Origin of the sequence: Microcystis sp. M169S2 (assembly GCF_020245865.1) — a bacterium.
In the GTDB taxonomy this organism is placed as follows: Bacteria; Cyanobacteriota; Cyanobacteriia; order Cyanobacteriales; family Microcystaceae; genus Microcystis; species Microcystis ichthyoblabe_A.
In genome coordinates this window covers 1-22282 of record NZ_JADBUB010000263.1, presented here as the reverse complement: position 1 = coordinate 22282, position 22282 = coordinate 1, and the positions used below count along the sequence as shown (strand labels likewise).

Annotated in this window: 18 protein-coding genes, 2 pseudogenes and 1 CRISPR repeat array; of the genes and pseudogenes, 13 read left to right on the top strand and 7 right to left on the bottom strand. The window is 45.0% G+C overall.

The features are described from left to right. Positions 1-117: 117 nt before the first annotated feature. The 5 genes from IM485_RS22610 to IM485_RS22590 all read right to left on the bottom strand — a co-directional run bounded on the left by IM485_RS22610 (position 118) and on the right by IM485_RS22590 (position 5760). Complete coding sequence (locus IM485_RS22610) at positions 118-804, bottom strand: hypothetical protein (RefSeq protein ID WP_238141875.1); 687 nt, start codon at positions 802-804, stop codon at positions 118-120. Between the two features lie 167 nt (positions 805-971). Further along, positions 972-2978 (bottom strand): transketolase, encoded by a 2007-nt coding sequence (tkt, locus tag IM485_RS22605; RefSeq protein WP_104395907.1) that lies wholly within the window; start codon positions 2976-2978, stop codon positions 972-974. Positions 2979-3060: 82 nt separating this feature from the next. After that, positions 3061-4311, bottom strand: a complete 1251-nt coding sequence (gene fabF / locus IM485_RS22600) for a beta-ketoacyl-ACP synthase II (RefSeq protein ID WP_104395906.1) — start codon at positions 4309-4311, stop codon at positions 3061-3063. 70 nt (positions 4312-4381) lie between these two features. Then, entirely contained in the window at positions 4382-4627 is a 246-nt protein-coding gene (acpP, locus tag IM485_RS22595) for an acyl carrier protein (protein WP_287745692.1), read from the bottom strand. A 413-nt stretch (positions 4628-5040) separates the two neighbouring features. Then, the gene (locus tag IM485_RS22590) at positions 5041-5760 is read right to left on the bottom strand and encodes a biliverdin-producing heme oxygenase (protein ID WP_002737675.1); all 720 of its coding nucleotides are present in this window, start codon (positions 5758-5760) and stop codon (positions 5041-5043) included. A 510-nt stretch (positions 5761-6270) separates the two neighbouring features. Between IM485_RS22590 and rpaA the strand changes: the two genes are divergently transcribed. After that, positions 6271-7011: a two component system response regulator RpaA gene (gene rpaA, locus IM485_RS22585; protein WP_002798623.1), complete on the top strand. Its 741-nt coding sequence runs from the start codon at positions 6271-6273 to the stop codon at positions 7009-7011. 411 nt (positions 7012-7422) lie between these two features. On the opposite strand, the pseudogene IM485_RS22580 reads toward rpaA, so the two are convergent. Further along, a pseudogene (locus IM485_RS22580) lies at positions 7423-7584 on the bottom strand (IS1 family transposase); the annotation flags it as partial. Between the two features lie 161 nt (positions 7585-7745). Continuing rightward, the gene (locus tag IM485_RS22575) at positions 7746-8609 is read right to left on the bottom strand and encodes a WYL domain-containing protein (protein ID WP_287745690.1); all 864 of its coding nucleotides are present in this window, start codon (positions 8607-8609) and stop codon (positions 7746-7748) included. Positions 8610-8708: 99 nt separating this feature from the next. Here IM485_RS22575 and cas3 point away from each other — a divergent pair, with 99 nt between their 5' ends. The 12 genes and pseudogenes from cas3 to cas2 all read left to right on the top strand — a co-directional run bounded on the left by cas3 (position 8709) and on the right by cas2 (position 20888). After that, positions 8709-10874, top strand: coding sequence for a type I-D CRISPR-associated helicase Cas3' (gene cas3 / locus IM485_RS22570; RefSeq protein WP_287745688.1), 2166 nt, complete (start codon positions 8709-8711; stop codon positions 10872-10874). 170 nt (positions 10875-11044) lie between these two features. Then, positions 11045-11464, top strand: a complete 420-nt coding sequence (gene mntA, locus IM485_RS22565; RefSeq protein WP_016515576.1) for a type VII toxin-antitoxin system MntA family adenylyltransferase antitoxin — start codon at positions 11045-11047, stop codon at positions 11462-11464. Between the two features lie 137 nt (positions 11465-11601). Beyond that, positions 11602-11904: a type VII toxin-antitoxin system HepT family RNase toxin gene (gene hepT / locus IM485_RS22560; RefSeq protein WP_287745695.1), complete on the top strand. Its 303-nt coding sequence runs from the start codon at positions 11602-11604 to the stop codon at positions 11902-11904. Further along, a pseudogene (locus IM485_RS22875) lies at positions 11897-12022 on the top strand (type VII toxin-antitoxin system MntA family adenylyltransferase antitoxin); the annotation flags it as partial. The gene hepT and the pseudogene IM485_RS22875, both read left to right, overlap by 8 nt. 281 nt (positions 12023-12303) lie before the next feature. Next, complete coding sequence (gene cas10d / locus IM485_RS22550; protein ID WP_287745683.1) at positions 12304-15774, top strand: type I-D CRISPR-associated protein Cas10d/Csc3; 3471 nt, start codon at positions 12304-12306, stop codon at positions 15772-15774. A 52-nt stretch (positions 15775-15826) separates the two neighbouring features. Next, entirely contained in the window at positions 15827-16834 is a 1008-nt protein-coding gene (gene cas7d / locus IM485_RS22545; RefSeq protein WP_287745681.1) for a type I-D CRISPR-associated protein Cas7/Csc2, read from the top strand. Positions 16835-16889: 55 nt separating this feature from the next. After that, positions 16890-17564, top strand: coding sequence for a type I-D CRISPR-associated protein Cas5/Csc1 (gene cas5d, locus IM485_RS22540; RefSeq protein WP_002755922.1), 675 nt, complete (start codon positions 16890-16892; stop codon positions 17562-17564). Between the two features lie 9 nt (positions 17565-17573). Next, positions 17574-18140, top strand: coding sequence for a Uma2 family endonuclease (locus IM485_RS22535; RefSeq protein WP_104395900.1), 567 nt, complete (start codon positions 17574-17576; stop codon positions 18138-18140). Further along, complete coding sequence (cas6, locus tag IM485_RS22530; protein WP_287745679.1) at positions 18140-18973, top strand: CRISPR-associated endoribonuclease Cas6; 834 nt, start codon at positions 18140-18142, stop codon at positions 18971-18973. Before IM485_RS22535 ends, cas6 begins: the two co-directional genes overlap by 1 nt. Before the next feature lie 2 nt (positions 18974-18975). Beyond that, entirely contained in the window at positions 18976-19569 is a 594-nt protein-coding gene (gene cas4, locus IM485_RS22525) for a CRISPR-associated protein Cas4 (RefSeq protein ID WP_287745677.1), read from the top strand. A gap of 5 nt (positions 19570-19574) precedes the next feature. Continuing rightward, a complete protein-coding gene (cas1d, locus tag IM485_RS22520) occupies positions 19575-20603 on the top strand; it encodes a type I-D CRISPR-associated endonuclease Cas1d (RefSeq protein WP_287745675.1) in 1029 nt (342 codons plus the stop codon). 12 nt (positions 20604-20615) lie between these two features. Continuing rightward, the gene (gene cas2, locus IM485_RS22515) at positions 20616-20888 is read left to right on the top strand and encodes a CRISPR-associated endonuclease Cas2 (protein WP_046663050.1); all 273 of its coding nucleotides are present in this window, start codon (positions 20616-20618) and stop codon (positions 20886-20888) included. A gap of 232 nt (positions 20889-21120) precedes the next feature. Next, positions 21121-22096: a CRISPR direct-repeat array (repeat unit 37 nt; unit sequence GTTCCAATTAATCTTAAACCCTACTAGGGATTGAAAC). Positions 22097-22282: the final 186 nt, after the last annotated feature.

The window sequence follows — 22282 nt, the reverse complement described above, 5'->3', positions numbered from 1 at the left end:
AGAAAATTCCTCAAGCTCCTTCTCTGCACAGCAAGGCTCTAAAGTTGATAAATATCAATCTAACAAAAACTCAAAGTCTTAGTGTACAAACTTTACAAGCATGAGTTATTGATAGTTTTACATGACAGGTTCGGTAGAGCCATCTTCTCTAGAGGTAACTATCCCCGATACAGAGACTCTTTTTTCTAGATATTCTTTGATATTATCAAGTAAATTTGGTTCAAAGTAACATTTAACACTTTTATTAGTCAATAAATTGTAAACTCTAAAAATAGGTTGACGACTTACATCAATAGCTTTAAGCACACCTTCTACAGTACCAAAACTTTGATATTTTCCACCGATAATTTCATCAACATTAGCAATCAAAGCTTGATTCAAGTCGATACACCTCGAATCAAAGCCCAATTGCACCATAAACTCATCTCTTTCTTTCAATATTGCTAATGCTCGCACACTTTCTAAAGCTCGATCAGAAAAATACTTAGGGCGAATCGGATGTTCTAAAATTGTTACTATTCCCCTTTCTACAGTCTTAATAACTTCAGAAATTTGACTAGGTGTAATCTGATCTTGAGGCATTCCTTCTAAAGTAAGATGAATGCTGCCACTATGAATTTGAGAGATTCTCCAATTTATCAGGGGGCGATTTTTGTTAGCAAGGGTTTTATCTACTTCATGGAGTAGTATTGCTAATTGTTCTTGAGCCTTGATAAATTTATCAAAAGACAACAGTGAGCCTTCTATATCTAGTGTTAGGCTCTTGATTGTTTCCTTCGATATAGGGCTTTCCCCTTTAGTCATGGCTCTAGGAATCGTGATAATTATCTCAAGTGTAAAGGTTTTGGCTAACTACTAAAGCTTCCTACTTTACATTTTTACATGAACTAACCCTAAAGCCTAAACTAGGTTGACCTATAACCACAAAAAAACCCGCTTGCGCGGGCTTTTTCCACAAAATCAAAGTTTAATTAACCTAACAACGCTTTTGCCTTCGCTACCACGTTATCCACGGTAAAACCAAACTTCTCTAGAATCACACCCCCTGGAGCAGAAGCGCCGAAGGTATCAACCCCCAACACATCCCCCTCATCGGTGATGTAGCGATGCCAACCCATGGTTGAACCGGCTTCCACCGCGAGACGTTTTTTCACTGCTTTCGGCAGTACCGATTCTTTGTATTCTGCCGATTGTTCCTCAAATAGCTCCCAACAGGGCATAGAAACGACGCGAGCTTTAATTCCTGCTTCTTTCAACACCGCAGCCGCTTTATCGCAGAGATACAACTCGCCCCCCGTACCGATGAGAATGACATCGGGAGTACCTTCACAATCGGTGATAACATAAGCACCTTTAGCCACACCCTCGAGGGAAGTTCCCGCTAAATTGGGCAGATTTTGACGGGAGAGAGCCAATAAAGTCGGGCGTTTCTTTTCGCTCACCGCTACTTTATAAGCGCCGGAAGTTTCCGTACCATCTCCCGGACGCATGACTAACAGGTTAGGAATAGCGCGCAGAGAAGCAACGTGTTCCACGGGTTGGTGAGTCGGTCCATCTTCCCCTAGGGCAATGGAATCGTGAGTCATTACCCAGATGACGCGGGTTTCTGACAATGCCGATAAACGGATAGAATTCCGCATATAGTCGGTGAAAATCAGGAAAGTCGCCCCGTAGGGAATCAATCCCGTGTTATGGAGAGCAATCCCGTTACAAATCGCCCCCATCGCGTGTTCCCTTACGCCAAAATGGACGTTACGCTCCTGATAACTGCCTTTTTGGAAATTACCAAAATGCTCTAATTCCGTGTAGTTAGAGTGGGTTAAATCCGCCGAACCACCGATTAAACCGGGTAAAACCCCCGCAAGGGCATTTAAGCAGATTTCCGAGTGTTTACGACTAGCGAGCGCCTTATCTTCGGGTTTATAAACCGGTAAAGCTTGCTCCCAACCTTCCGGCAGTTGACCGGTGGTTAACTGTTCAAATAAAGCCGCTTCTGCGGGATATTTAGCCTGATATTCGTTAAATAACTTATTCCAGTCCGTTTCTGCCGTCGTTCCCTTGTCCACTGCTTGCCGGAAACGATTTAACACCTCATCGGGAACCACAAACGGCTCGTATTCCCAACCTAACGCTTTCCGGGTTAACTCGATTTCTGTTGCTCCCAAAGCTGCCCCGTGAACATCGGCGGTATTAGACTTATTGGGGGAACCATAACCGATGGTGGTGGTGATTTTAATCATCGAGGGTTTATCGGTGACAGCTTTGGCAGCAGCGATCGCATTGGCAATGGCATCTAAATCGGTGTTACCATTCTCGACGTGCTGAACGTGCCAACCGTAGGCTTCAAAACGCTTGCTCACGTCTTCGGTAAAAGCGATATCGGTGGAACCATCGATCGAGATATGGTTATCATCGTAGAGAGCGATTAACTTGCCTAAACCCCAGTGACCGGCTAAAGAACAAGCTTCCCCGGAAATCCCCTCCATATTGCAACCATCACCCAAAATCACATAGGTGTAATGGTCGATAATTTTGGCATCCGGTTTGTTGAAACGGGCCGCTAAATGGGCTTCTGCTAGGGCCAAACCCACACCATTGGCAATCCCTTGACCCAGAGGACCGGTGGTCACTTCTACCCCTTCCGTGACGAAATTTTCGGGGTGGCCGGGGGTTTTCGATTTCCACTGCCGGAATTGTTTAATTTCCTCGAGAGGAACGCTATCGTATCCCGTCAGGTACATCAAAGCGTACTGCAGCATACAACCGTGACCGGCGGAGAGAACAAAACGATCGCGATTGACCCATTGGGGGTTTTTCGGGTTAAAACGCAGGAATTGATCCCAGAGAACAAAGGCCATGGGAGCGGCTCCCATGGGTAGTCCGGGGTGTCCCGATTTAGCTTTTTCTACGGCATCCACCGCTAAAAAACGCACGGCATTAATACAAAGTTCTTCGAGGGATTGGGAGGCGACAACCATAATGTTTTTTAGAATGAACTACAAAAATAAGACCAGGTTAAAGAGGGAGCCACTCACAGATTACTCTTTCAGGGGCATCGACTCAAGCATATTTTCTAAAAGCTAAGGTGACGTTATGGCCACCAAATCCAAAGGAGTTGGAAAGGGCAGCGTTAACTATCTGCTGACGACTTTCGTAGGGGACGTAATCAAGATCACAATCGGGGTCAGGATTGTCCAGGTTGAGCGTCGGGGGAATCCGATCATTAGCGATCGCCATGACCGTGGCCACGGCTTCAATACCGCCAGAACCGCCTAAAAGGTGGCCTGTCATCGATTTGGTGGAACTGACAGGGATTTTGTAGGCCGATTCTCCTAAAGCTTTTTTAATCGCCTTGGTTTCCGTGGGATCATTGGCTCCCGTACTGGTCCCGTGGGCGTTGATATAGCTAATTTCCGCCGGAGTCAAACCGGCATCTTTGATCGCTAATTCGATTGCTCTAGTGGCCCCACGACCGTCGGGAACTGGAGCCGTCATGTGATAGGCATCGCAAGTCAGACCATAACCGATCATTTCGGCGTAAATACGCGCCCCACGGGCTAAGGCCGTTTCTAATTCCTCTATAATCAGGATTCCTGCCCCTTCCCCCATAACAAAACCATCCCGATCCTTGTCAAAGGGACGACTGGCCCGGGTGGGGTCATCGTTGCGGGTGGACAGGGCCTTAGCGGAGGCAAAACCAGCCAATCCTAGAGGGGTAACGGCGGCCTCCGTCCCACCGCAGATCATTCCTTTGGCCAAACCCCTTTGTACTAGACGAAAAGCATCGCCGATGGCATTGGAACCGGCAGCACAAGCGGTCACGGTGCAGTTACTCGGTCCCTTGGCCCCCGTGTGGATAGCGGTTAAACCAGCGGCCATATTGGCAATCATCATCGGGATCATGAAAGGACTACATCGGCTTGGACCTTTTGTCAAGTAAATTTCCTGTTGATCCTCCAGCACTTTTATCCCACCTACGCCCGTACCGATTAGTACACCTATATCATCCGCATTGAGAGCGTCGATAACTAATCGAGAATCTTGCAGCGCTTGCAAACTAGCGGCGACGGCAAATTGAGCGAAACGGTCCATGCGCTTTGCCTCTTTGCGGTCCACATAGTCGTGGGGGTCAAAACCCCGCACTTCCCCAGCAATGCGACAAGCGTGACGGGAGGCATCAAAGTGGGTAATTAAACCAATGCCACTTTTGCCCTTGATTAAGCCTGTCCAATAGTCTGCTAGATTATTGCCGAGGGGAGTGATCGCACCCATCCCCGTGATGACAACCCTTTTTAATGGCAATTCTGTCATGTTTGTTCAAAAATAAGGGCAGATTTTGCCCCAGATATTTAATCCTAAATTGTCAATTCTCCCGCAATAATTAGGCGGTTGCTCTCCGGCCAATATAATCGGCAGCTTTGCCCACAGTGTCAATTTGTTCGGCATCTTCGTCGGGAATTTCAATATCAAATTCTTCCTCTAAAGCCATCACTAACTCGACCACATCAAGGGAATCCGCTTTCAGATCATCAGCAAAGCTTGCTTGGGGGGTAACTGTACCCGGATCCTCTACTTCTAATTGTTCCACAACAACTTTTTTAACTCGATCAAAAATGTCTGCACTCATGGATGTCAATTTTTATCCGCTGGTTTACCGGACTCTAGCCTCTAGGGTCTGGGGAAATGGGGCGGTGTTACCATTTCCGACAATAAATTTCGGTTAGCTTTTTCACTGACCATTTTTCATCTTACTGGAAGTTGTTCCCCTCTTGATGAAGTTTTTTTGCGATCATCGGGGAAGTGGGGTGTAGGGTGTGGGGTGTAGGGTGTGGGGTGTAGGGTGTAGGGTGTAGGGTGTGGGGTGTAGGGTGTGGGGAGAATAAATAAAAATAATCTCCTGTCTCCTGACTACTGACTACTGACTCCTGACAACCGAATAAAAAGCAAAAATATAACGGATAACTCTGAAATTAAGATAATAATCATGGCTGACCATTACCCTAATTCTAGAATTTCCGTTTTTTTAGGTTTTCTTGACTACTATTCGGCGGTGGCCAATCCAGTTTCGGTGCTGCCAGTGCTGCGACGACGGGTGAGAGTATTAAAGAGCATAATTCCGATCGCTTTGATCAGATTACCTTCCAACTCTTGGAACATTTTCATGTTCATGCCAAAAGCGGCGTTAGCTTCGGTGACAATGCGATCGGCCATGGCTTGATCCACTGGTAACTCGTCGAGGGTTTGACGATAGTGATTTTTATAGGCTTTTTCGTCGGTAATATCTTTGAAATCATAGAAAGCTGTGCCACCAGTTTCCAGATTCATCGCTTTTTCGGCGATTTTTTTCAAGATTTGCCCCCCGGACAGATCGCCGAGATAACGGGTATAGGAATGAGCGACTAATAATTCGGGTTCTGTTGTGGCGATTTCCCGAATCCGGTCAACGTAGGCCTGACCTGCGGGAGATAACGCGATCTCGTTGCGCCAATTTGGACCATAATAAAAATATAAATCCTGTTCTAGCGCATTTTTGCGATTGAGTTCAGGAAAACAGATTTTAGAAACGACGGGATGACTACGAAGTTTTTCCATCTCCTCTTCCATGGCCGAATAGACGAAGTAGAGGTTAGCCACCAGTTTGCGATAGGAAGTTTTTTCCACCACACCTTTGAGAAAACACTTGACAAAACCGACGTTTTCTGCCATGGTGTGAGATTTTTTCGTGCCTTCTCGCAGTTGAGTTGATAAATTAACGCTCATATTATGATCACCTGTTGGGATGAGTAGAATGGATCGGGTTCGTTACAGATGCTTACTAAAACCGCCTATTTTGGTAGATTAAACTGAATCGATCGCTAATTTTATTAAGAATTTTTACAGTGCCGCCGGGGGAGCTTAGGGGGAAAAGTTAGCTCTAGCAGGACTTGACCGCCGGTTGAAACTGGTATTGAGGCAGATGGCGAAATTGTAAAGATTAGTGAAAAACTGCTGCTTAGGTCATCTTGGGGAGAGAGAGGCTAGGACATAGCACTAATATCGATTATCGAGCAATATTCTTCACACTTCTTATTAATTTTTAACATTCAGGAGACTTAGATCAGCAAAATTTCACAAATTAAAACCGAATTTAGCAATCATGCTTATAATCAGTACAGGATTCTTTATGTTGTGCTAAACTCAAGCCCTTGAGAGACAAAGCCATAGTTGCGATGTCAGCGAGAACACATTTAGCAACCCCCTACCCAAACCCTTAGTCATAACACTCTGGTAATGCCCCGAATACTTGTAATCGATGATGATCCTGCGATCGCGGAATTAGTCTCCATCAACTTGGAGATGGCGGGTTATGACGTTAACCCCGCAGAGGACGGGATTAAAGGCCAAGCCTTGGCCGTCCAGTTACAACCCGATTTAATCATGCTGGATTTAATGTTGCCCAAAGTCGATGGTTTTACTGTCTGTCAGCGTTTGCGACGAGATGAACGCACGTCCGACATCCCGATTTTGATGCTCACAGCCTTAGGACAAACCCAAGATAAAGTGGAAGGTTTTAACGCCGGTGCCGATGATTACCTGACCAAACCTTTCGAGGTGGAGGAAATGTTAGCTAGGGTGCGCGCTCTCCTGAGACGCACCGATCGCATTCCCCAAGCCGCTAAACACTCAGAAATACTCAGTTTTGGACCTTTAACCCTGGTTCCCGAACGTTTTGAGGCGGTCTGGTTTGAAAGTGTGGTCAAGTTAACCCATCTAGAATTTGAGTTACTCCACTGTCTTCTCCAACGTCACGGTCAAACCGTTTCCCCCAGTGATATTCTCAAGGAAGTCTGGGGATATGATCCCGATGATGATATCGAGACTATTCGCGTTCACATTCGCCATCTGAGAACGAAACTAGAACCCGATCCCCGTCATCCTCGCTATATTAAAACCGTTTACGGTGCGGGTTATTGTCTGGAGTTACCCACCAATGAACAGGTGGTGCTTGATTCATCGGCGGCAACAGTTTAAACGGGGAGCGATTGTCTAAATAGGCAATAGGGACTATTGTTTCCTCGCTCCTCCTCCTCTTCAGATTGAGAAGGTTTGACTGGCGGTTAGGTTTTGATGGCTATGGCTGAGGCCTCTTTTTGACCCTGACGATAACAAGGGGAAAACACCTCCAGCAAGTCAGGACAATGGCGGGATTGACACTCCTGGGTCTAAAGGCGTGAGGATTCTCGAAGCTCATCACTGCGCTTTCTGGTTTCCCTTACTCACGTCTTATACTAAATCCGTTGAGTATAGGCTATATATCAGGACAGGCAAAAGGCAAGGGGCAAAAGGAGGAATAAATAATCAGTCTTTAATAACCAGATTTGGTATTACACGATTATGTCTGAACCGGGCGTTGTCAGATGTAAAGATGAATCAAGCAAAAGTTTAGGGAACTGGAACATCCTTAAACTTAAGGTAATGAATTAGAAGCGGTCGGGAGTTTTCTAACATTTCGACACATTTTGAATAGCAGAGAGTCTTACGATGAAGACGCGCTAAGTAATGACCTAATCTTGTATTTTCTCCCTCTACCCTTGTCCTAGGCGTTGTCAAATTGAAAGATGCTCCGAATCAGCACCGGAAATGAAATTACTTTGATAACAAGGATTGCATTGCATCTTTCCCATTCTGATCTGACAACGCCCACTTTCTTATATTTTAAACAGCATTTAGTATCGTATCTTGATTCAGCAGGGACGAAAATCTTTTCAGGACTCGTAGCGTCGATAAAGCCGCTGCACCTTGTCATAAAAACGCTTGTGGACTTTTTCTGGGGAGATCAACAAGCAATCTTCCCCGTAGGGAAGAATCTCGCGGAAAAACCAGAAGCTACTCGTTACCTGTCGGGTAATCTGCCGGACGAGGGGATCGTTCGAGATCAATTCGTCGGCGATATCGATAGCGGTTTTAGTCCGGTACGATCGAGCTAATCCATCGAATAGCTGAAACTCGGCCGACACACTATCAAGCTGATTGCGCCATTTGCCACTAGGGATCGGGGTAATTAAGGAATCGTTGGGGATTCGATCGATCCTTAAACTCCAATTATGGTGTAGTTCGGAAATATCTTGATTTCCCTCGGTTTCCTCGCACCAACAATCGAGATATAAGCGATCCTCGTGACGATTGATAGCGGCATGGTAAAGATGGAATTCCCAGATTCGATCGCCGGCATCCTGATAGGATAACTGAAACGGTTGTTGTCGGAGAATGCAGCGATCGAGTTCCAGTCGCCATGGTGGGGGAGGATTATCGAGGCTGCGTTCTAGCTCTTTCCGTAAGGGTCCCGACAGTTCGCTCCGTTCTAATAGTAGTTTAGCCAGTTCCAGGGCGATGGGGATTTGTCCGGCATCAATAAGAGAATCGATCGCCTGTTGGAGCATCTGCAAGCGATCGGGCTTCCAGTCGTGATTAGGGGCGATTTTAAGCTTATTACGGGCAATTTCTTTGATTAACTTCGATATATTCGGTTTATCTCCCCAAAATAGCCCGAATTCACTGGCAAGGATTTCTAGGGCCTGTTTTTCTTTTTCACTGACCGATAAAGTGATTGATTGTCCTATCCGGCTCATAGTTTATAAATATACGGACACTTTTTCTGTTAAGGTACTTGTCCATCCCTATTATCGTGGTTAGTATGGAAGATAGCAAGGAATTACGGACAGAAATTCATGGTAAATTATCAAGTAACGCTCAGGCCGGTCTATTCCTGTCCCGCGGACGAGATCCCGGACGGGATCAAGGTTCCGCAAGGATGGCGGTTATCGTGGCATCAGGTGGAGACGTGGAAAGCACTCAACGATCCCGATATCGATGTGATTTTCAATACGGCCATGACGGGGGACGGGAAAAGTCTAGCGGCCTACCTGCGAACTTTGCAAGGATATTTCCCGATTATGGGACTCTACCCAACCAACGAACTGGCGCGGGATCAGAGGGGTCAGATCGAGGCATATATTCAACGATTTCAACCAACGGATCAACCGCGGGTCAATCTTTTAACCGGGCCCGAGTTGGAATTGTACGCCGAACGGGATGGGAAAACGAAAGCGATCGCTCTAGAGACTCGATCGAAACAGTCGGAAATTCTCTTAACTAACCCCGATATTTGCCATTATCTGCATCGGGGGGCCTATTTAACCCCCTACGATAACCCCGATCAGCTATGGAACCGGATCGATAAACATTTCGATCTCTTCCTATTCGATGAATTTCACGTTTTCGGCACGCCACAGGTCGCCAGTATTATCAATACCATGCTTCTAATCCGACGGGCCAATCGTGGGAAACGATACCTGTTTTTGTCCGCAACTCCCGACGAGGGTTTACTAAAACGATTGGATAAAGCGGGGTTTCGCTATCGATCGATCGACCCAGTAAGAGAAGGAAAATACCAGTTTCCCGATACCCCAGAAGAGGCCAATTCCCTCGCTCAACAGGGATGGCGACAAGTAACCTCGGAAATCGAGCTATCTTTTATTCCTTTACCGTCGAGTTTTCAAACTTCGGAAAATTGGTTGAAGGAAAATAAAGAGCGAATTTTAGACTATTTTAAGCGATACCCCGGCAGCAAGGGCGCGATTATTCTCAATTCGATCGCTTCGGTTAAACGTCTGCTGCCGATTTTCCGAGAATTATTGGCGACTATCGGTTTAACAGTGGGGGAAAATACGGGTCTTTCGGGAACGCGGGAGAAGTTGGCATCGTTAAATCGTGATCTGGTGATCGGAACGAGTACCATCGATGTGGGGGTGGACTTCAAGATTAATTTCCTCATTTTCGAGTCGTCGGATGCGGGAAATTTTATTCAACGTTTCGGCCGTTTAGGCCGTCACAGCGGCTACGATCGAAAGGGAACGGCGGTAAAATTTACTAACTTCACAGCGATCGCTCTGGTTCCGAAATTTTTGCTAGAACGGTTATTCGAGAAGAAAGACCCACCGTTACAAGTCGGGGAACGGTATGACCGAATTCAGCTACAGGAGGCCATCAAGAGTAACTACCGTCATATCAATAATTTCGAGGGTTATTACCAACGTTGGGGAGCGGTACAATCATTTCAACTCTGGTGGAATTTAGGGAGTCCGAAGATCAAATCCCAATACGGGGAAAGTCGCCAGAAGTTTCAACAGGAATGCGAGGAGGTTTTCGATACCAGTTTAAAACGGGTCGCCAGTCGGGTGAAAGGATGGGCCGACGAATGGAAGGAGTTATCGGGGAAAAGCGGTAATCCGATTTTCGAGGATGCGTCTAGTTTTCGCGGGTCAAGTCCGTTATTATGCGGGTTATACGATTCGACGGAACCGGAGGAATGCGATCGCTTTAAAACCTACGATTTACCCAGTATTCTCGGTAATCTAGAGGTGGAGGTGTGGAGAAAAGGCGAGTTTAAGCGCCAGATCGAGGCCACGAAAACACCGATCGCGCGCAGACGTTTCGATTATTGTCTCGCGTTTCTGAATTTAAAGGGATATCGAGAGGAACGGTTAAACTGGCGCTTTACCTACGACGGCGATTTAGGCGAGATCGCCTCCGCGTGGAAAGTGCAGGTTTTGACGGGAATCGGTGTTTGGCAACCGGATAATCCTTGGCTCGATCGAATTAGTCGGGAGTTACGGTATCAGGCTCTGGTTAGCTTCGTTTTTGCCTATCCCGTCGCTGCGGTTCGCCAACGCTTACAATTACCGATGCACTTCGGTATCTATCCGATTAGTGACGAGAGTAGTATTCATTCTCCCGTGTCTCCCTATTCTATAGCGATCGGTCAAGCGGCTTTGTTGTTGGATACTCTCGCTCATCGGTTCAAAGGTAAAGGGGGTGAGGTGTGGATCTGTTGATGCCGTTTGAGGCTACCAAGAGATGAGGGAGTCAAAGTGTACGGACACTTTTTCTGGGATTTAGTTGCTCTTTGCTTCCTCCGCGTTTGATAATAGACATAGACAGACGCTAGGGACATCGATCGATATATCCATCGGATTCTTGCCATTTTTTTTGATAGGGGCTAAATATGAATAGGCTAGTAGAAAAAATTACGGCTATTGTCGAAAAACTACCGAATTTAAAACTATTAATTCTCTTCGGTTCTAGAGCGCGTGGAGAGCATAAACCTGATAGCGATTGGGATTTCGCTGTTTTATACGAGGAAAGAAGCGCTCAAAAGGATATTTCGAGTCTGTTGAAAATTTATACACTACTCGAACAAGCTTTAGAGATTCCCGAGGACAAAATTGATGTGATTGATTTAAAAGAATGTTCGCCGATCCTCGCTCATTATGTCGCGCGAGATGGTCAACTTCTATACGAACGGGAAACGGGACTATTCGAGGGATTTAAAGAAAAATTTCTCATGAATCCTGAAGAATCGAAAGCGTTATACCGTCAATTACGGAATAATCTAGAGATTTCTCTACGAGAAAAAGGAGTGTAAATGCTATTCAACCTCTGATCGCGATAGACGAATTAAACCTCATGAATCAATACCTCGCCGAACTTAGCGAGTACGGTTCGATCACCTTAGAGGATTATCGTACATTAAGAGAACGTCAATTAGCCATATAAAGGTTAATTCAGCTTATCGTTCAAACTGGCATCGATATCAATTACCAGATTTTAAAATGTTTAGATATCGAGTCTCCGAATAATGCTCGCGACGCTTTATTTCAAATCGTAGAACTGGGAATTTTAGAAGAACACCTAGCCGTTCAACTGACCGAGTCTATTAAATTAAGAAACTTACTCGTACACCTATACAAGAAAATTGCTCCCGATATCGTTCATTCCTCGATCGCTAATATTTTACGAGATTATCCCCGCTACCAACGCTCGATCGTTCAATATCTAGATTCCTTGGAGGCAGAAAATGGTTAAAAACACGAAAGAATTGAAAATTATCAATACAGTCAATAGAATAACCACGACTGTGGAAAAACTACCGAATTTAAAACTATTAATTCTCTTCGGTTCTAGAGCGCGCAGAGAGCATCGACAATACGAGGCGATTTTATCTCAAACAAATTACCGACTATTTAGGGTTTGCGGCAAAAAGTACGGGCGAAGCATTCGGATAGAAAATCTCCGGTTTCACCGATAAGTTATTGCCCGAATGCTTCGCCCCTACAGGACGCAGGCCGATGAAGACGCAAGGTTTAGAAGCACGATTCTCTCAAAATATTGCACCTGTTTCGCGAGAACAGCCACAAAACCCCTATCTTGCCTACATTTCACATTTATTCAGCAAGCCCTATTTAGACTCTCTAGAGGTGAAAGATGCCTAAAAAACAAAAAAAATTAGAGGAAACGGGACAATTAAATCTATTCGATAATACTACAGAAATTGACGATAAAGATCTGGATTTTGAGTTCGAGGATATTGATTTAGAATCTCTTTCTGGCGAAGATTTAGGAATTAGCGAATCGGTAAGCGATCGCCGAGTCGAAACTGTTCGCCAACTGCTAACCCTAAAACTCCTACGGGAGGCGATTCGAGCCGAAAACCCCGACGATCGAGTTATGGCAGATTTTGCCGAAATGGTATTACCCAATTTACTCCGATTAGCGATCGGATCAACAGCTAAAGGAGGAAATTTTATTGAGGCAGTTGATCGCGGTCGTGAATTGAGAAACAAACCTAAAGCTAAACGGGATAACGCTGGTGATCAATCTCTAAATACTCATTTACTTAATGGGTTATTTCCTGCCAATCTCATCGAGAAACGCTTACAAAAGCTTAATACTACGGTGCGGCGGATAATTAAAGAGTTCGAAAGAAGATTGGCCATAGCAGGATTTCTTGTTCATGATTTCGAGAAATTCTCTTACGATCGCTTCCCGTCCATGTCAGAGAGATATATACAAATTCAGCGAGATTTCATTCAAGATCCGTTTAAAAATCAAGACCCTCGTAAATTATCTAGGGAAGAACATCGGGAGATTCTACAGGTACTAATTCCCGAATTGGGATTAGATCGTTTCTTATTTCCAGATAATCCCGAACGATGGTTAGAATATCTCGATGATCTACTATATATTGCCAAAAACACCCAACGCCGTAATGACACCGACCTTAACACTTCTGAGGATGGGTTAAATGTTCGTTTAAACGATCGCGTTATAGAGAGTCTATGCGATCTTGCCTGTCTAGCTGATCGCCTCGCATCCATTATTAAACACCCCCACGATGCGGAAAAAGCCCCGTTACAAGACCTTTTATACAGCCTCAGCGATGGGGAACTAAAATTCACTTACCACAGCATCGCCGAAAACCGCGGGGTACTGACGAACGTACTTAATAACGCGGTGATGGAAGCGCATCAAGAACTAGACTATCAGCCTTTACTTTACTTGCCTACGGGAGTTGTCTATATCGCCCCCAAAAACGCGCCAGAAGTGTCCCTAGAAACCTTACCGAATCGAGTGGTGGACACGATTAAATCCCTCTGTAGCGGCGAATTACAGCGTAAACAAACGGGATTCGGCCGAGATGGCAAGGGGATGAAATACGCAGATTACTACAGCCAATTTTTCGACGATGCTGGGTTAATGCGCGCTGCCCTCAACGCCACCCTTCGCATCCTCGGTGATAATAAAGCGTCCGTGGCCCGAAGTCGCGGCGAAAACCTGATTAAATTTCAACAACAGGGCGTTTTACCGACGGATTACGATTTTCATTGTGAAGATGATATCCGGATTGATCGCCTAGCGGAATTCGGGGACGTGGTGACGAGGAAAATCTGGGGCGATCGCCTAGAAAAAATCGAACAGGCGCGAAAATTGCAGAAAAACTTACCCGCACCGCCGGATTTAGATTTAATTAGCGAGATCGCGCATTATTGGAATCTAGAAAATTATCTGCCACAAATTCGAGCGATCAAGCGTATTAATGAATCGTTAAAAGAACTCAAACTGAAAGGCAATACGGGAGGGGTTCCCTACGAATGGTATTATCTAGCGGCGCAATACCTGAAACAGCATCCCGGAATCGAGGATATTAGACCGGTTGCAGAAGATTTAATCGCTTTTCTCGCCGCAAAAATCGCCGCCATAGTTGCGGGATATAACTTACCCGATGGTTGGGAGGATTTGCGAGAGTGGGTTAATCAAATGGTGCAGTTACCCGGTCGGGAATTGGCCCACTCGATCGAAACCTTCCAGAAAGAATTAAACCACTACAACGCCGCTAAAAAACAAGGTCGCGGCCGTCAACTTCTCTGTTCGATCTCCCATTCTCCCTATAGTGTCAGCGAACAGATGGAATCGGCGGTTCTTTTTACTCCCCAAGTCTATACTAATAAACAAATGCTGGCAGGCTCGAACGCCAAACGAAACATTTCCAGTATCGCGGGAACGGAAATGATGTTGCGTCAGATTCTTATGAATCAAACCCAAGCGGTAGGAAAACGTTTCGAGGACGGCAAATATCGCTATCTGTACTTTTACCCGACCTATTATTTTACTCCCGAAACCAATAGTTTTTTACAAAAAGCCTACGCTAACATCGCTCAAACTCGTTTTGATAGCTCGATAAAGTTGCACTTTGTCGATAAGGATCTGGTCGCTAACTTCGATCGAACCCGTTATCAGAGTGTCGATAGTTTTCTGATCGATGAAAAATTCAGGCAGAAAAAGGAAAGAATTAACGAGGAGGAAGATGGCAAAAAAGACCGCACTTTTAAACTATCCTATCCCGAAGATAAACCCTTAACCTTTTATTTTATGGCCCTACCTCCCAGCCGCGATCCCACCGATACGGAATCCTGGGTTATGCCAGCATGGTTAGGATTAGCTTTCCCGATGATTCTAGATGTCAAAACGGTGGTTTCTGAGTCTCCTATTCCTCCCTATCGCGACGGTGCGGAATTTGAAGAGACGGTATTTCTCGACAGTGCGCCCCAAGCGATCCGGTCTTTAACTCGACGCGATCGATTCCGTCTCGATCGAGTCTTGAACCCATGGCAAGATAATGACGGAAAAAAATATCCTGCCCCTCTAAATACCCTAACCGCAGCCTATTCTATTCATTTAGACGTGAACTCGAAGCAGGGTAAGACGGGTTATGATCCCAATTGGGGCAAATTAACGGAACTCGCTATCAATTTAGAAACCAGTCCTCTCTATGTTTTTCATTACCTTAAACAGTGGAAACGGGGCAAAGATGCCGATATACCGAGCGCTAATCGAATCGCTCTGTATCTCTACGATTTTTATCCTTGTTTCGATCCCTATGTACAAGCCAACCGAACCAATTTAACTATCGATATGACAGCAGAATCGCCCTTAAATCACCCGAAAAACTTAACCGAATTGTATCGTCAATTCTATCGAGCTAAATCTAGTAAAGGAAAGCCCATTAAAGCCAATGCTATTCTTAAACCTATTGATGAAGCGGCGGACATTATTCTTAAAGCGGATAAAGCTATAAGCGATGATTTGACTTCTTTGGTAGCGGCACGATTATTTAAACTAATGGATCGAGTACGCTCTCAAACAGCAGAAGGTCGATACGTTATCAAAGAGCGAGATCAAGAGCGAGAAAAAATCTTGGATTTTGCTAAATACTTTGTCAAAAATGTTTTCGAGGAGTCTTTTGAAAGTGATCGAGCCAGATTAGCAGGTCGTCAACTAAATATTATCCGAGATACCTGCGAATTTCTCTATCGTTTAGAAATGGATAAAGAACGTCGCCAAAGACAAGCTCAACCTCTCGATACTTCAAATTCTTCTTCCGAGGAGGAAGAGTAAAAGCTTTAACTGTTATCCAAATGTCCACTTTTTCTATATTAGGAGCAAACTTATGACCTTTCTTAAATCTGTTGACGCTAAATTATTTCATAGCGAGATTCCCTACAAACCGATGGGAAAATACGTTCACTTTTTGACGATTAGAGTCACAGAATCTTATCCTTTATTTCAAACAGATGGAGAGCTAAATAAAGCTCGTGTTCGTGCGGGAATTGATAGCAAGAAAACGATTAGTCGTTTATCGATGTTTAAACGGAAACAGTCAACTCCAGAACGTTTAGTCGGTCGAGAATTACTCAGAAAATACGGATTAATTACCGCCGAAGAATGTGAGTACAATGTAAAATTTGCCATGAATAACCCCGACTGTATTATTTATGGTTTTGCTATCGGTGATTCGGGTTCAGAAAAATCGAAAGTAGTAGTAGATACGGCTTTTTCGATCACACCCTTTGATGAATCCCATGAAAGTTTTACTTTAAACGCTCCCTACGAGAATGGTACTATGGCATCTAAGGGAGAAAATAACACAAAAGTAGGTGAAGTGACTAGCAGGATTAACCAGCAGGATCACATCCGTCCGCAGGTGTTTTTCCCTAGTATTGTCACTTTAAAAGATCCGACAGAAGCGGGTTTTCTCTATGTTTTTAATAACATCCTGCGTACCCGTCACTACGGCGCGCAAACCACCCGGACGGGACGGGTAAGAAATGAGCTTATCGGTGTTATTTTTGCCGATGGGGAAATTGTTAGTAATTTGCGATGGACACAGGCAATATATGATCGCCTTCCCGATGAGGTATTACAATCGATCGATCCCTTAGATGAGGATTTAGTTATGGAAAAAGCCACCGAAGCAATACAAGCATTAATGGCGGAAGAATTTATCGTTCATACCGATTTTATCGGGGAAAATTTTCAACCTTTATTAACTGAGGTGAAAACTCTCACGGGTACGGAAGCAGGAATTTTATCGATCTTGAACCAAGCGGATAAAGAAGCGAAAGACTACGCTAAGAAACATATCGCCGAGAAAAAACCAGCCGCTCAAAAACCGTAAATTTCAGTAGGGTGAGTAATTTCTCACCCTAGATCCTCGCAATTTTTAAAGAGTTATGGTACATATTTATTCCTGTCAATTAGAACTGCACGATAGTCTTTATTACGCAACCCGTGAAATCGGCAGACTCTACGAAAGCGAACCCGTAATCCATAATTACGCGCTCTGTTATGCTTTGGGATTGGTAAATAGCGATAGTTATCGTTACTTCTGTTCCGAACAGATTCCCCAGTACCAAGAACATTTAAATCCTCTAAACGAAGAGAAAATTTATGTCACTCCCGCACGTGCGATCGCTCATACGGCGGTTCTCAATACTTGGAAATATGCCAATAATAACTATCATGTGGAGATGGAAAAAACCCAGAAAAATATTCCCAGTTTTGGCAGAGCAAAAGAAATCGCTCCCGAAAGTGTTTTTGAATGTTTTATCATTTCCCATCACCCCCTACAACTTCCTAAATGGATTCGTTTGGGAAAATGGATGAGTAAAGCGGAAGTAAAACTGACAGAACTTTCCCTATCAAAACAAAAAGAGGATTTATTTATCTATCCCTATCCTTTAAATCCTCTCGATGTTATGTTTACCCATCAGGTGATTGGCTACGACGTGATTAATATGCCTCCCGTTAGTTTAATCCGTAATGTACGAATGCGCGGGGAATATTACCAAATAAGCGATCGTCCCGATCTGAAAATTCCTGCTCGATTGTCCTATCACTTCGGTTGAAAATTGACCATGACTCTTATCTCCTCTAAACCCCTGACTTTACCAGAATTTTTCTCGCTAACCGATCCCGATGGCGATATTACCTATGAATTAGTCGATGGAGAAGCGATCCCAAAAATGTCACCGAAATTCTTTCATTCTCGTTTAACTCTGGCTTTATCTTCTATACTTGATCGCTGGAATCAAGGACGGGGAGAAGTGGGCATCGAATGGGCGATCATTCTCAGCAAAAACGATCGGGATTGGTGTCCGGTTCCCGATCTTCTCTACATTTCCCCGGAAAGGTTAGGAGATATTCCCCTCACCGATGAAGCTTGTCCCGTTCCCCCGGAATTAGTCATCGAAATTATCTCTCCGGAACAATCTTTCAGCAGCCTGAGCGAAAAAGCCGTGGACTACCTAAAAGCGGGAGTCAGTCGCGTCTGGATCGTCGATCCCCGGGCCAAGCAGATCACGATTTTCTATCCCGACGCACCCCCGGCGATTAAAAAAGGCGATGACGAAATTAGCGATATTCTCCTCCCCGATTTAACCCTAACCCCCAGACAAATTTTTGCCAAGGCCCGATTAAGTTAATGCCCTACAGTCTCGTTCTCAATCTCACCCCTCGATCGCCGATCTATCCGAATTTTCTCACCGGACGACACCTTCACGCGCTATTCCTTACCCTTGTCAGTAGTGTTGATCAGGAATTAGGGAAAATTCTACACGCAGCCGAGGCAGATAAAGCTTTTACCTTATCGCCACTACAGATGCAATCCGGGGGAAAAACGATAAATTCCCCGCAGTGGCGATACGAACGGCCAATCGCCCCAGAAACTCCCTGCTGGTGGCGGATTTCTCTGCTCGATGACCGATTATTCGGTAAATTAACCTCGCTCTGGTTGAATCTCAATCCAAAACAACCCTGGCATCTCGGTTCCGCCGATCTCGTCATCACTAGCGTCCTCGCCACCCCGCAATCGGTTCAATTCTGGGCGAACTCTTGTACTTATCAAGACCTGTATGAAAACGCCTCGGAAACGAATCGGGAATTTGATTTCCTTTTCGCTACCCCCGTCACCTTCCGGCAGGGAAAATTCGATAGTGCCTTACCGACGCGGGAACTGGTGTTTAATAGCCTTCTTGGTCGTTGGAATCGCTATAGCGGTATCCCCTTCGATTCTATTGCCCTAGAGTCGATTTTCCCCAGTTTCTTCGATATTCAAACGAAATTAGCCGACGAAGCCTATAAAAACCATTCGATCGGTTGTGTGGGCGAGATTCACTATCGTCTTTTGGGAGAGGTGGAACCCGCAAAGATTAAAGCGATTAATGCACTGGCGGATTTTGCCCTCTACGCGGGAGTGGGACGGAAAACCACCATGGGGATGGGGATGACTCGCAGAATTGCTAAGGAGAAAAGATAGCTATGGATGAATCTGATTACATACCGATCGCCGCCCTCAACCATTACGCCTACTGTCCCCACCGTTGTTGGAGGATGTTCGTCGCCGGGGAATTTCTCGATAATAGCTATACGATCGAGGGAACAAATTTACACGAGCGAGTTCACACCGTCGGGGCGGCAAACCGCGAGGAAATATGGCAAATTCGGGCGATCTGGCTTAAATCAGATAATTACCGTCTAATCGGTAAAGCCGATCTGATCGAGTCCCACGACGGCGAATTTATCCCCGTGGAATACAAACGGGGCAGTAAGGGCGAATGGGATAACGACGAGTTGCAGGTGTGCGCTCAAGCCCTATGTTTGGAAGAAATGACGGGAAAAAGGCTAGATACTGGCTATATCTACTATGCCAGTTCTCACCAGCGTCAACCGGTGGCGATCGATCTTGCTCTACGGCAACGGGCGATCGCTACGATCCGAGCAATTGAAACCCTGATCCAGACGGGAAAAATGCCCCCTGCGGTCTATTCACCCCGCTGCAAGGGATGCAGTTTGTTTGATCGCTGCTTGCCTCGATTAACTGAAAAAGTCCAACGATATCAAGAGGAAGAATAAAAAATATGGGAACGGTATATGTGACGAGAGAAGACGCATTTCTCGGCAAAAATGACGAGCGTTTAACGGTTAAAGCATCCAAGGAAACGATCCTCGATGTTCCTTTATTAAATGTTGAGGGGGTGGTTTTATTTGGTCGCGGTTCGCTATCCCCAGCGTTGGTGATCGAATTGTTGGAACGTCATATTCCCCTGAGTTTTGTCACTGCCACGGGAAAATATCTCGGTAGATTGGAACCGGAGATGACCAAAAATATTTTCGTTCGTCGAGCGCAATGGCAGGCCGCCGGCGATTCTCCGAAAGCCATTCATTTAGTGCGGGGATTCGTCCGCGGCAAGCTGAAGAATTACCGCAACATTCTGCTCCGTCGTCAACGCGATCGAAAGGAGTTGGATTTACAAACTGCGATCGCTTGTCTGGAAGCAGCGATCAGCTCGATCGAAACAACCTCGGCGCTTGCCCTGAGCTACGTCGAAGGGATCGATTCTCTCCGGGGGTTAGAGGGAGCCGGAAGCGCAGCCTATTTCAGTTGTTTTGATTCCTTAATTCTCGGCGATACTTTTACCTTTGCCTCGCGTAACCGTCGCCCCCCGCGAGATCCAGTCAATTCTCTTTTGAGTCTGGGTTATGCGTTATTGCGCCATGACGTGCAGAGTGCGATCAATTTGGTCGGTTTTGACCCCTATCTCGGTTATCTTCACTATCAACGCTACGGTCGCCCCTCGCTGGCACTAGACCTGATGGAGGAATTTAGAGCGATCGTCGTTGATGCCGTGGTTCTCAACGGGGTCAATCATCCTTATCTTACCCCCGAACATTTCACCACCGAACCCTTAAGCGGTGCGGTTTCCCTGACGAGAGAGGGGTTACAGATTTTCCTGCGCTTGTACGAACAGAAGAAACAATCCAAGTTTAAGCATCCGGTAATGGGTAAACAGTGTACTTATCAAGAAGCTTTCGAGATTCAAGCCCGACTAATGGCGAAATATCTCATGGACGAGACGGATAAGTATCCACCTTTGATTTTAAAGTAGGTAGAGGCGGTCATGTATTTTGTTATCAGTTACGATATTTCCGACGATAAGCGACGAACCAAAATTCACAATACGTTAAAGTCCTACGGCCAACGGGTGCAGTATAGTGTTTTTGAGTGCGATCTAACCGATACCCAGTACGCCAAGCTGCGCGGGCGCTTGAGTAAGTTGATCAAACCCGATACCGATAGCATCCGCTTTTATTTTCTCTGCGCCTGTTGTCGGGGTAAAGTGGAACGTATCGGTGGTGAGTTACCCCGGGATAATACGATTTTTTTTGTTTAGCTCGGTTGCGCCTCGGAGTAGCTGTAAAAATCCTTAACTATTATCTGGTGGCTGGAAAGCTTATGCAATATAGATTCGAGATGATTTTCCTTTCCAACGCGGGGCGCACCTTATCCCGTAAGGTTTTGCGGGGTCTTGAAGAACTGGGTCACTTGCTGTACAATAGATTTATTGCGGGTGCGGCGCATACGAACCTTGAAAACCCCATAGCGTATAGCTTTTACCACTGGGCGTTCCAATTAATCTTAAACCCTACTAGGGATTGAAACATGAAGTCCGATCCCCCCGCACCCCCCGTGGCCAGGTTCCAATTAATCTTAAACCCTACTAGGGATTGAAACGCTATCCGGTGTGAGTATTCTGAATACTCTAGCGCCCGTTCCAATTAATCTTAAACCCTACTAGGGATTGAAACTGATTCTGTGCGGTGACATAACCTTGCTGATACCAGGTTCCAATTAATCTTAAACCCTACTAGGGATTGAAACCTAATTCGCGCTTTAAATCGCTGTATTCTGATTGTTCCAATTAATCTTAAACCCTACTAGGGATTGAAACATTTTCGCTATACTTGAGAGACATAAGAAACATTCCTTGTTCCAATTAATCTTAAACCCTACTAGGGATTGAAACCCGACTCATACCCAGATGGCCCACCCTCGAAACCGTTCCAATTAATCTTAAACCCTACTAGGGATTGAAACATGAATCATTTAAAGATGATTCTAGTAAAGTTTTAGTTCCAATTAATCTTAAACCCTACTAGGGATTGAAACTTTATCAAAATATTGAAATACTTTGATAGTTTCATGTTCCAATTAATCTTAAACCCTACTAGGGATTGAAACAAAGACTCCCTTAATTTATTCCAATCGATCCGCGCGTTCCAATTAATCTTAAACCCTACTAGGGATTGAAACAGGAGACTAAAATCATGAACAAACTAGAAAATCTTAGGTTCCAATTAATCTTAAACCCTACTAGGGATTGAAACGATCTACCTTTTAGCCCTGGGAGTAACAATTATGAGTTCCAATTAATCTTAAACCCTACTAGGGATTGAAACTTCATCACCTCCATCGGCAATGAACGGATTAGCGGTTCCAATTAATCTTAAACCCTACTAGGGATTGAAACAACCCTAAAAATCATAATAACACAAAAATCCCAAGTTCCAATTAATCTTAAACCCTACTAGGGATTGAAACAAGCATTCCCTATAATGCCATAAAATTAAGCGATGTTCCAATTAATCGGCTCTTCTAGGTTCTGTGTGAGCATGGTATAATAGTAACACAGAACAGGAGGTGGGTTATGTGGATAAATTTTGATCAACTCCTCGATTTACCAAATGTAACAGTGGTCAATTATCAAAAAATTGATGAGACAATTTT

Bases quoted from the DNA above. Each gene is read 5' to 3' on its own strand.
- IM485_RS22610 (WP_238141875.1), bottom strand. From the start codon at position 804: ATGACTAAAGGGGAAAGCCCTATATCGAAGGAAACAATCAAGAGCCTA.
- tkt (WP_104395907.1), bottom strand. From the start codon at position 2,978: ATGGTTGTCGCCTCCCAATCCCTCGAAGAACTTTGTATTAATGCCGTG.
- fabF (WP_104395906.1), bottom strand. From the start codon at position 4,311: ATGACAGAATTGCCATTAAAAAGGGTTGTCATCACGGGGATGGGTGCG.
- acpP (WP_287745692.1), bottom strand. From the start codon at position 4,627: ATGAGTGCAGACATTTTTGATCGAGTTAAAAAAGTTGTTGTGGAACAA.
- IM485_RS22590 (WP_002737675.1), bottom strand. From the start codon at position 5,760: ATGAGCGTTAATTTATCAACTCAACTGCGAGAAGGCACGAAAAAATCT.
- rpaA (WP_002798623.1), top strand. From the start codon at position 6,271: ATGCCCCGAATACTTGTAATCGATGATGATCCTGCGATCGCGGAATTA.
- IM485_RS22575 (WP_287745690.1), bottom strand. From the start codon at position 8,609: ATGAGCCGGATAGGACAATCAATCACTTTATCGGTCAGTGAAAAAGAA.
- cas3 (WP_287745688.1), top strand. From the start codon at position 8,709: ATGGTAAATTATCAAGTAACGCTCAGGCCGGTCTATTCCTGTCCCGCG.
- mntA (WP_016515576.1), top strand. From the start codon at position 11,045: ATGAATAGGCTAGTAGAAAAAATTACGGCTATTGTCGAAAAACTACCG.
- cas10d (WP_287745683.1), top strand. From the start codon at position 12,304: ATGCCTAAAAAACAAAAAAAATTAGAGGAAACGGGACAATTAAATCTA.
- cas7d (WP_287745681.1), top strand. From the start codon at position 15,827: ATGACCTTTCTTAAATCTGTTGACGCTAAATTATTTCATAGCGAGATT.
- cas5d (WP_002755922.1), top strand. From the start codon at position 16,890: ATGGTACATATTTATTCCTGTCAATTAGAACTGCACGATAGTCTTTAT.
- IM485_RS22535 (WP_104395900.1), top strand. From the start codon at position 17,574: ATGACTCTTATCTCCTCTAAACCCCTGACTTTACCAGAATTTTTCTCG.
- cas6 (WP_287745679.1), top strand. From the start codon at position 18,140: ATGCCCTACAGTCTCGTTCTCAATCTCACCCCTCGATCGCCGATCTAT.
- cas4 (WP_287745677.1), top strand. From the start codon at position 18,976: ATGGATGAATCTGATTACATACCGATCGCCGCCCTCAACCATTACGCC.
- cas1d (WP_287745675.1), top strand. From the start codon at position 19,575: ATGGGAACGGTATATGTGACGAGAGAAGACGCATTTCTCGGCAAAAAT.
- cas2 (WP_046663050.1), top strand. From the start codon at position 20,616: ATGTATTTTGTTATCAGTTACGATATTTCCGACGATAAGCGACGAACC.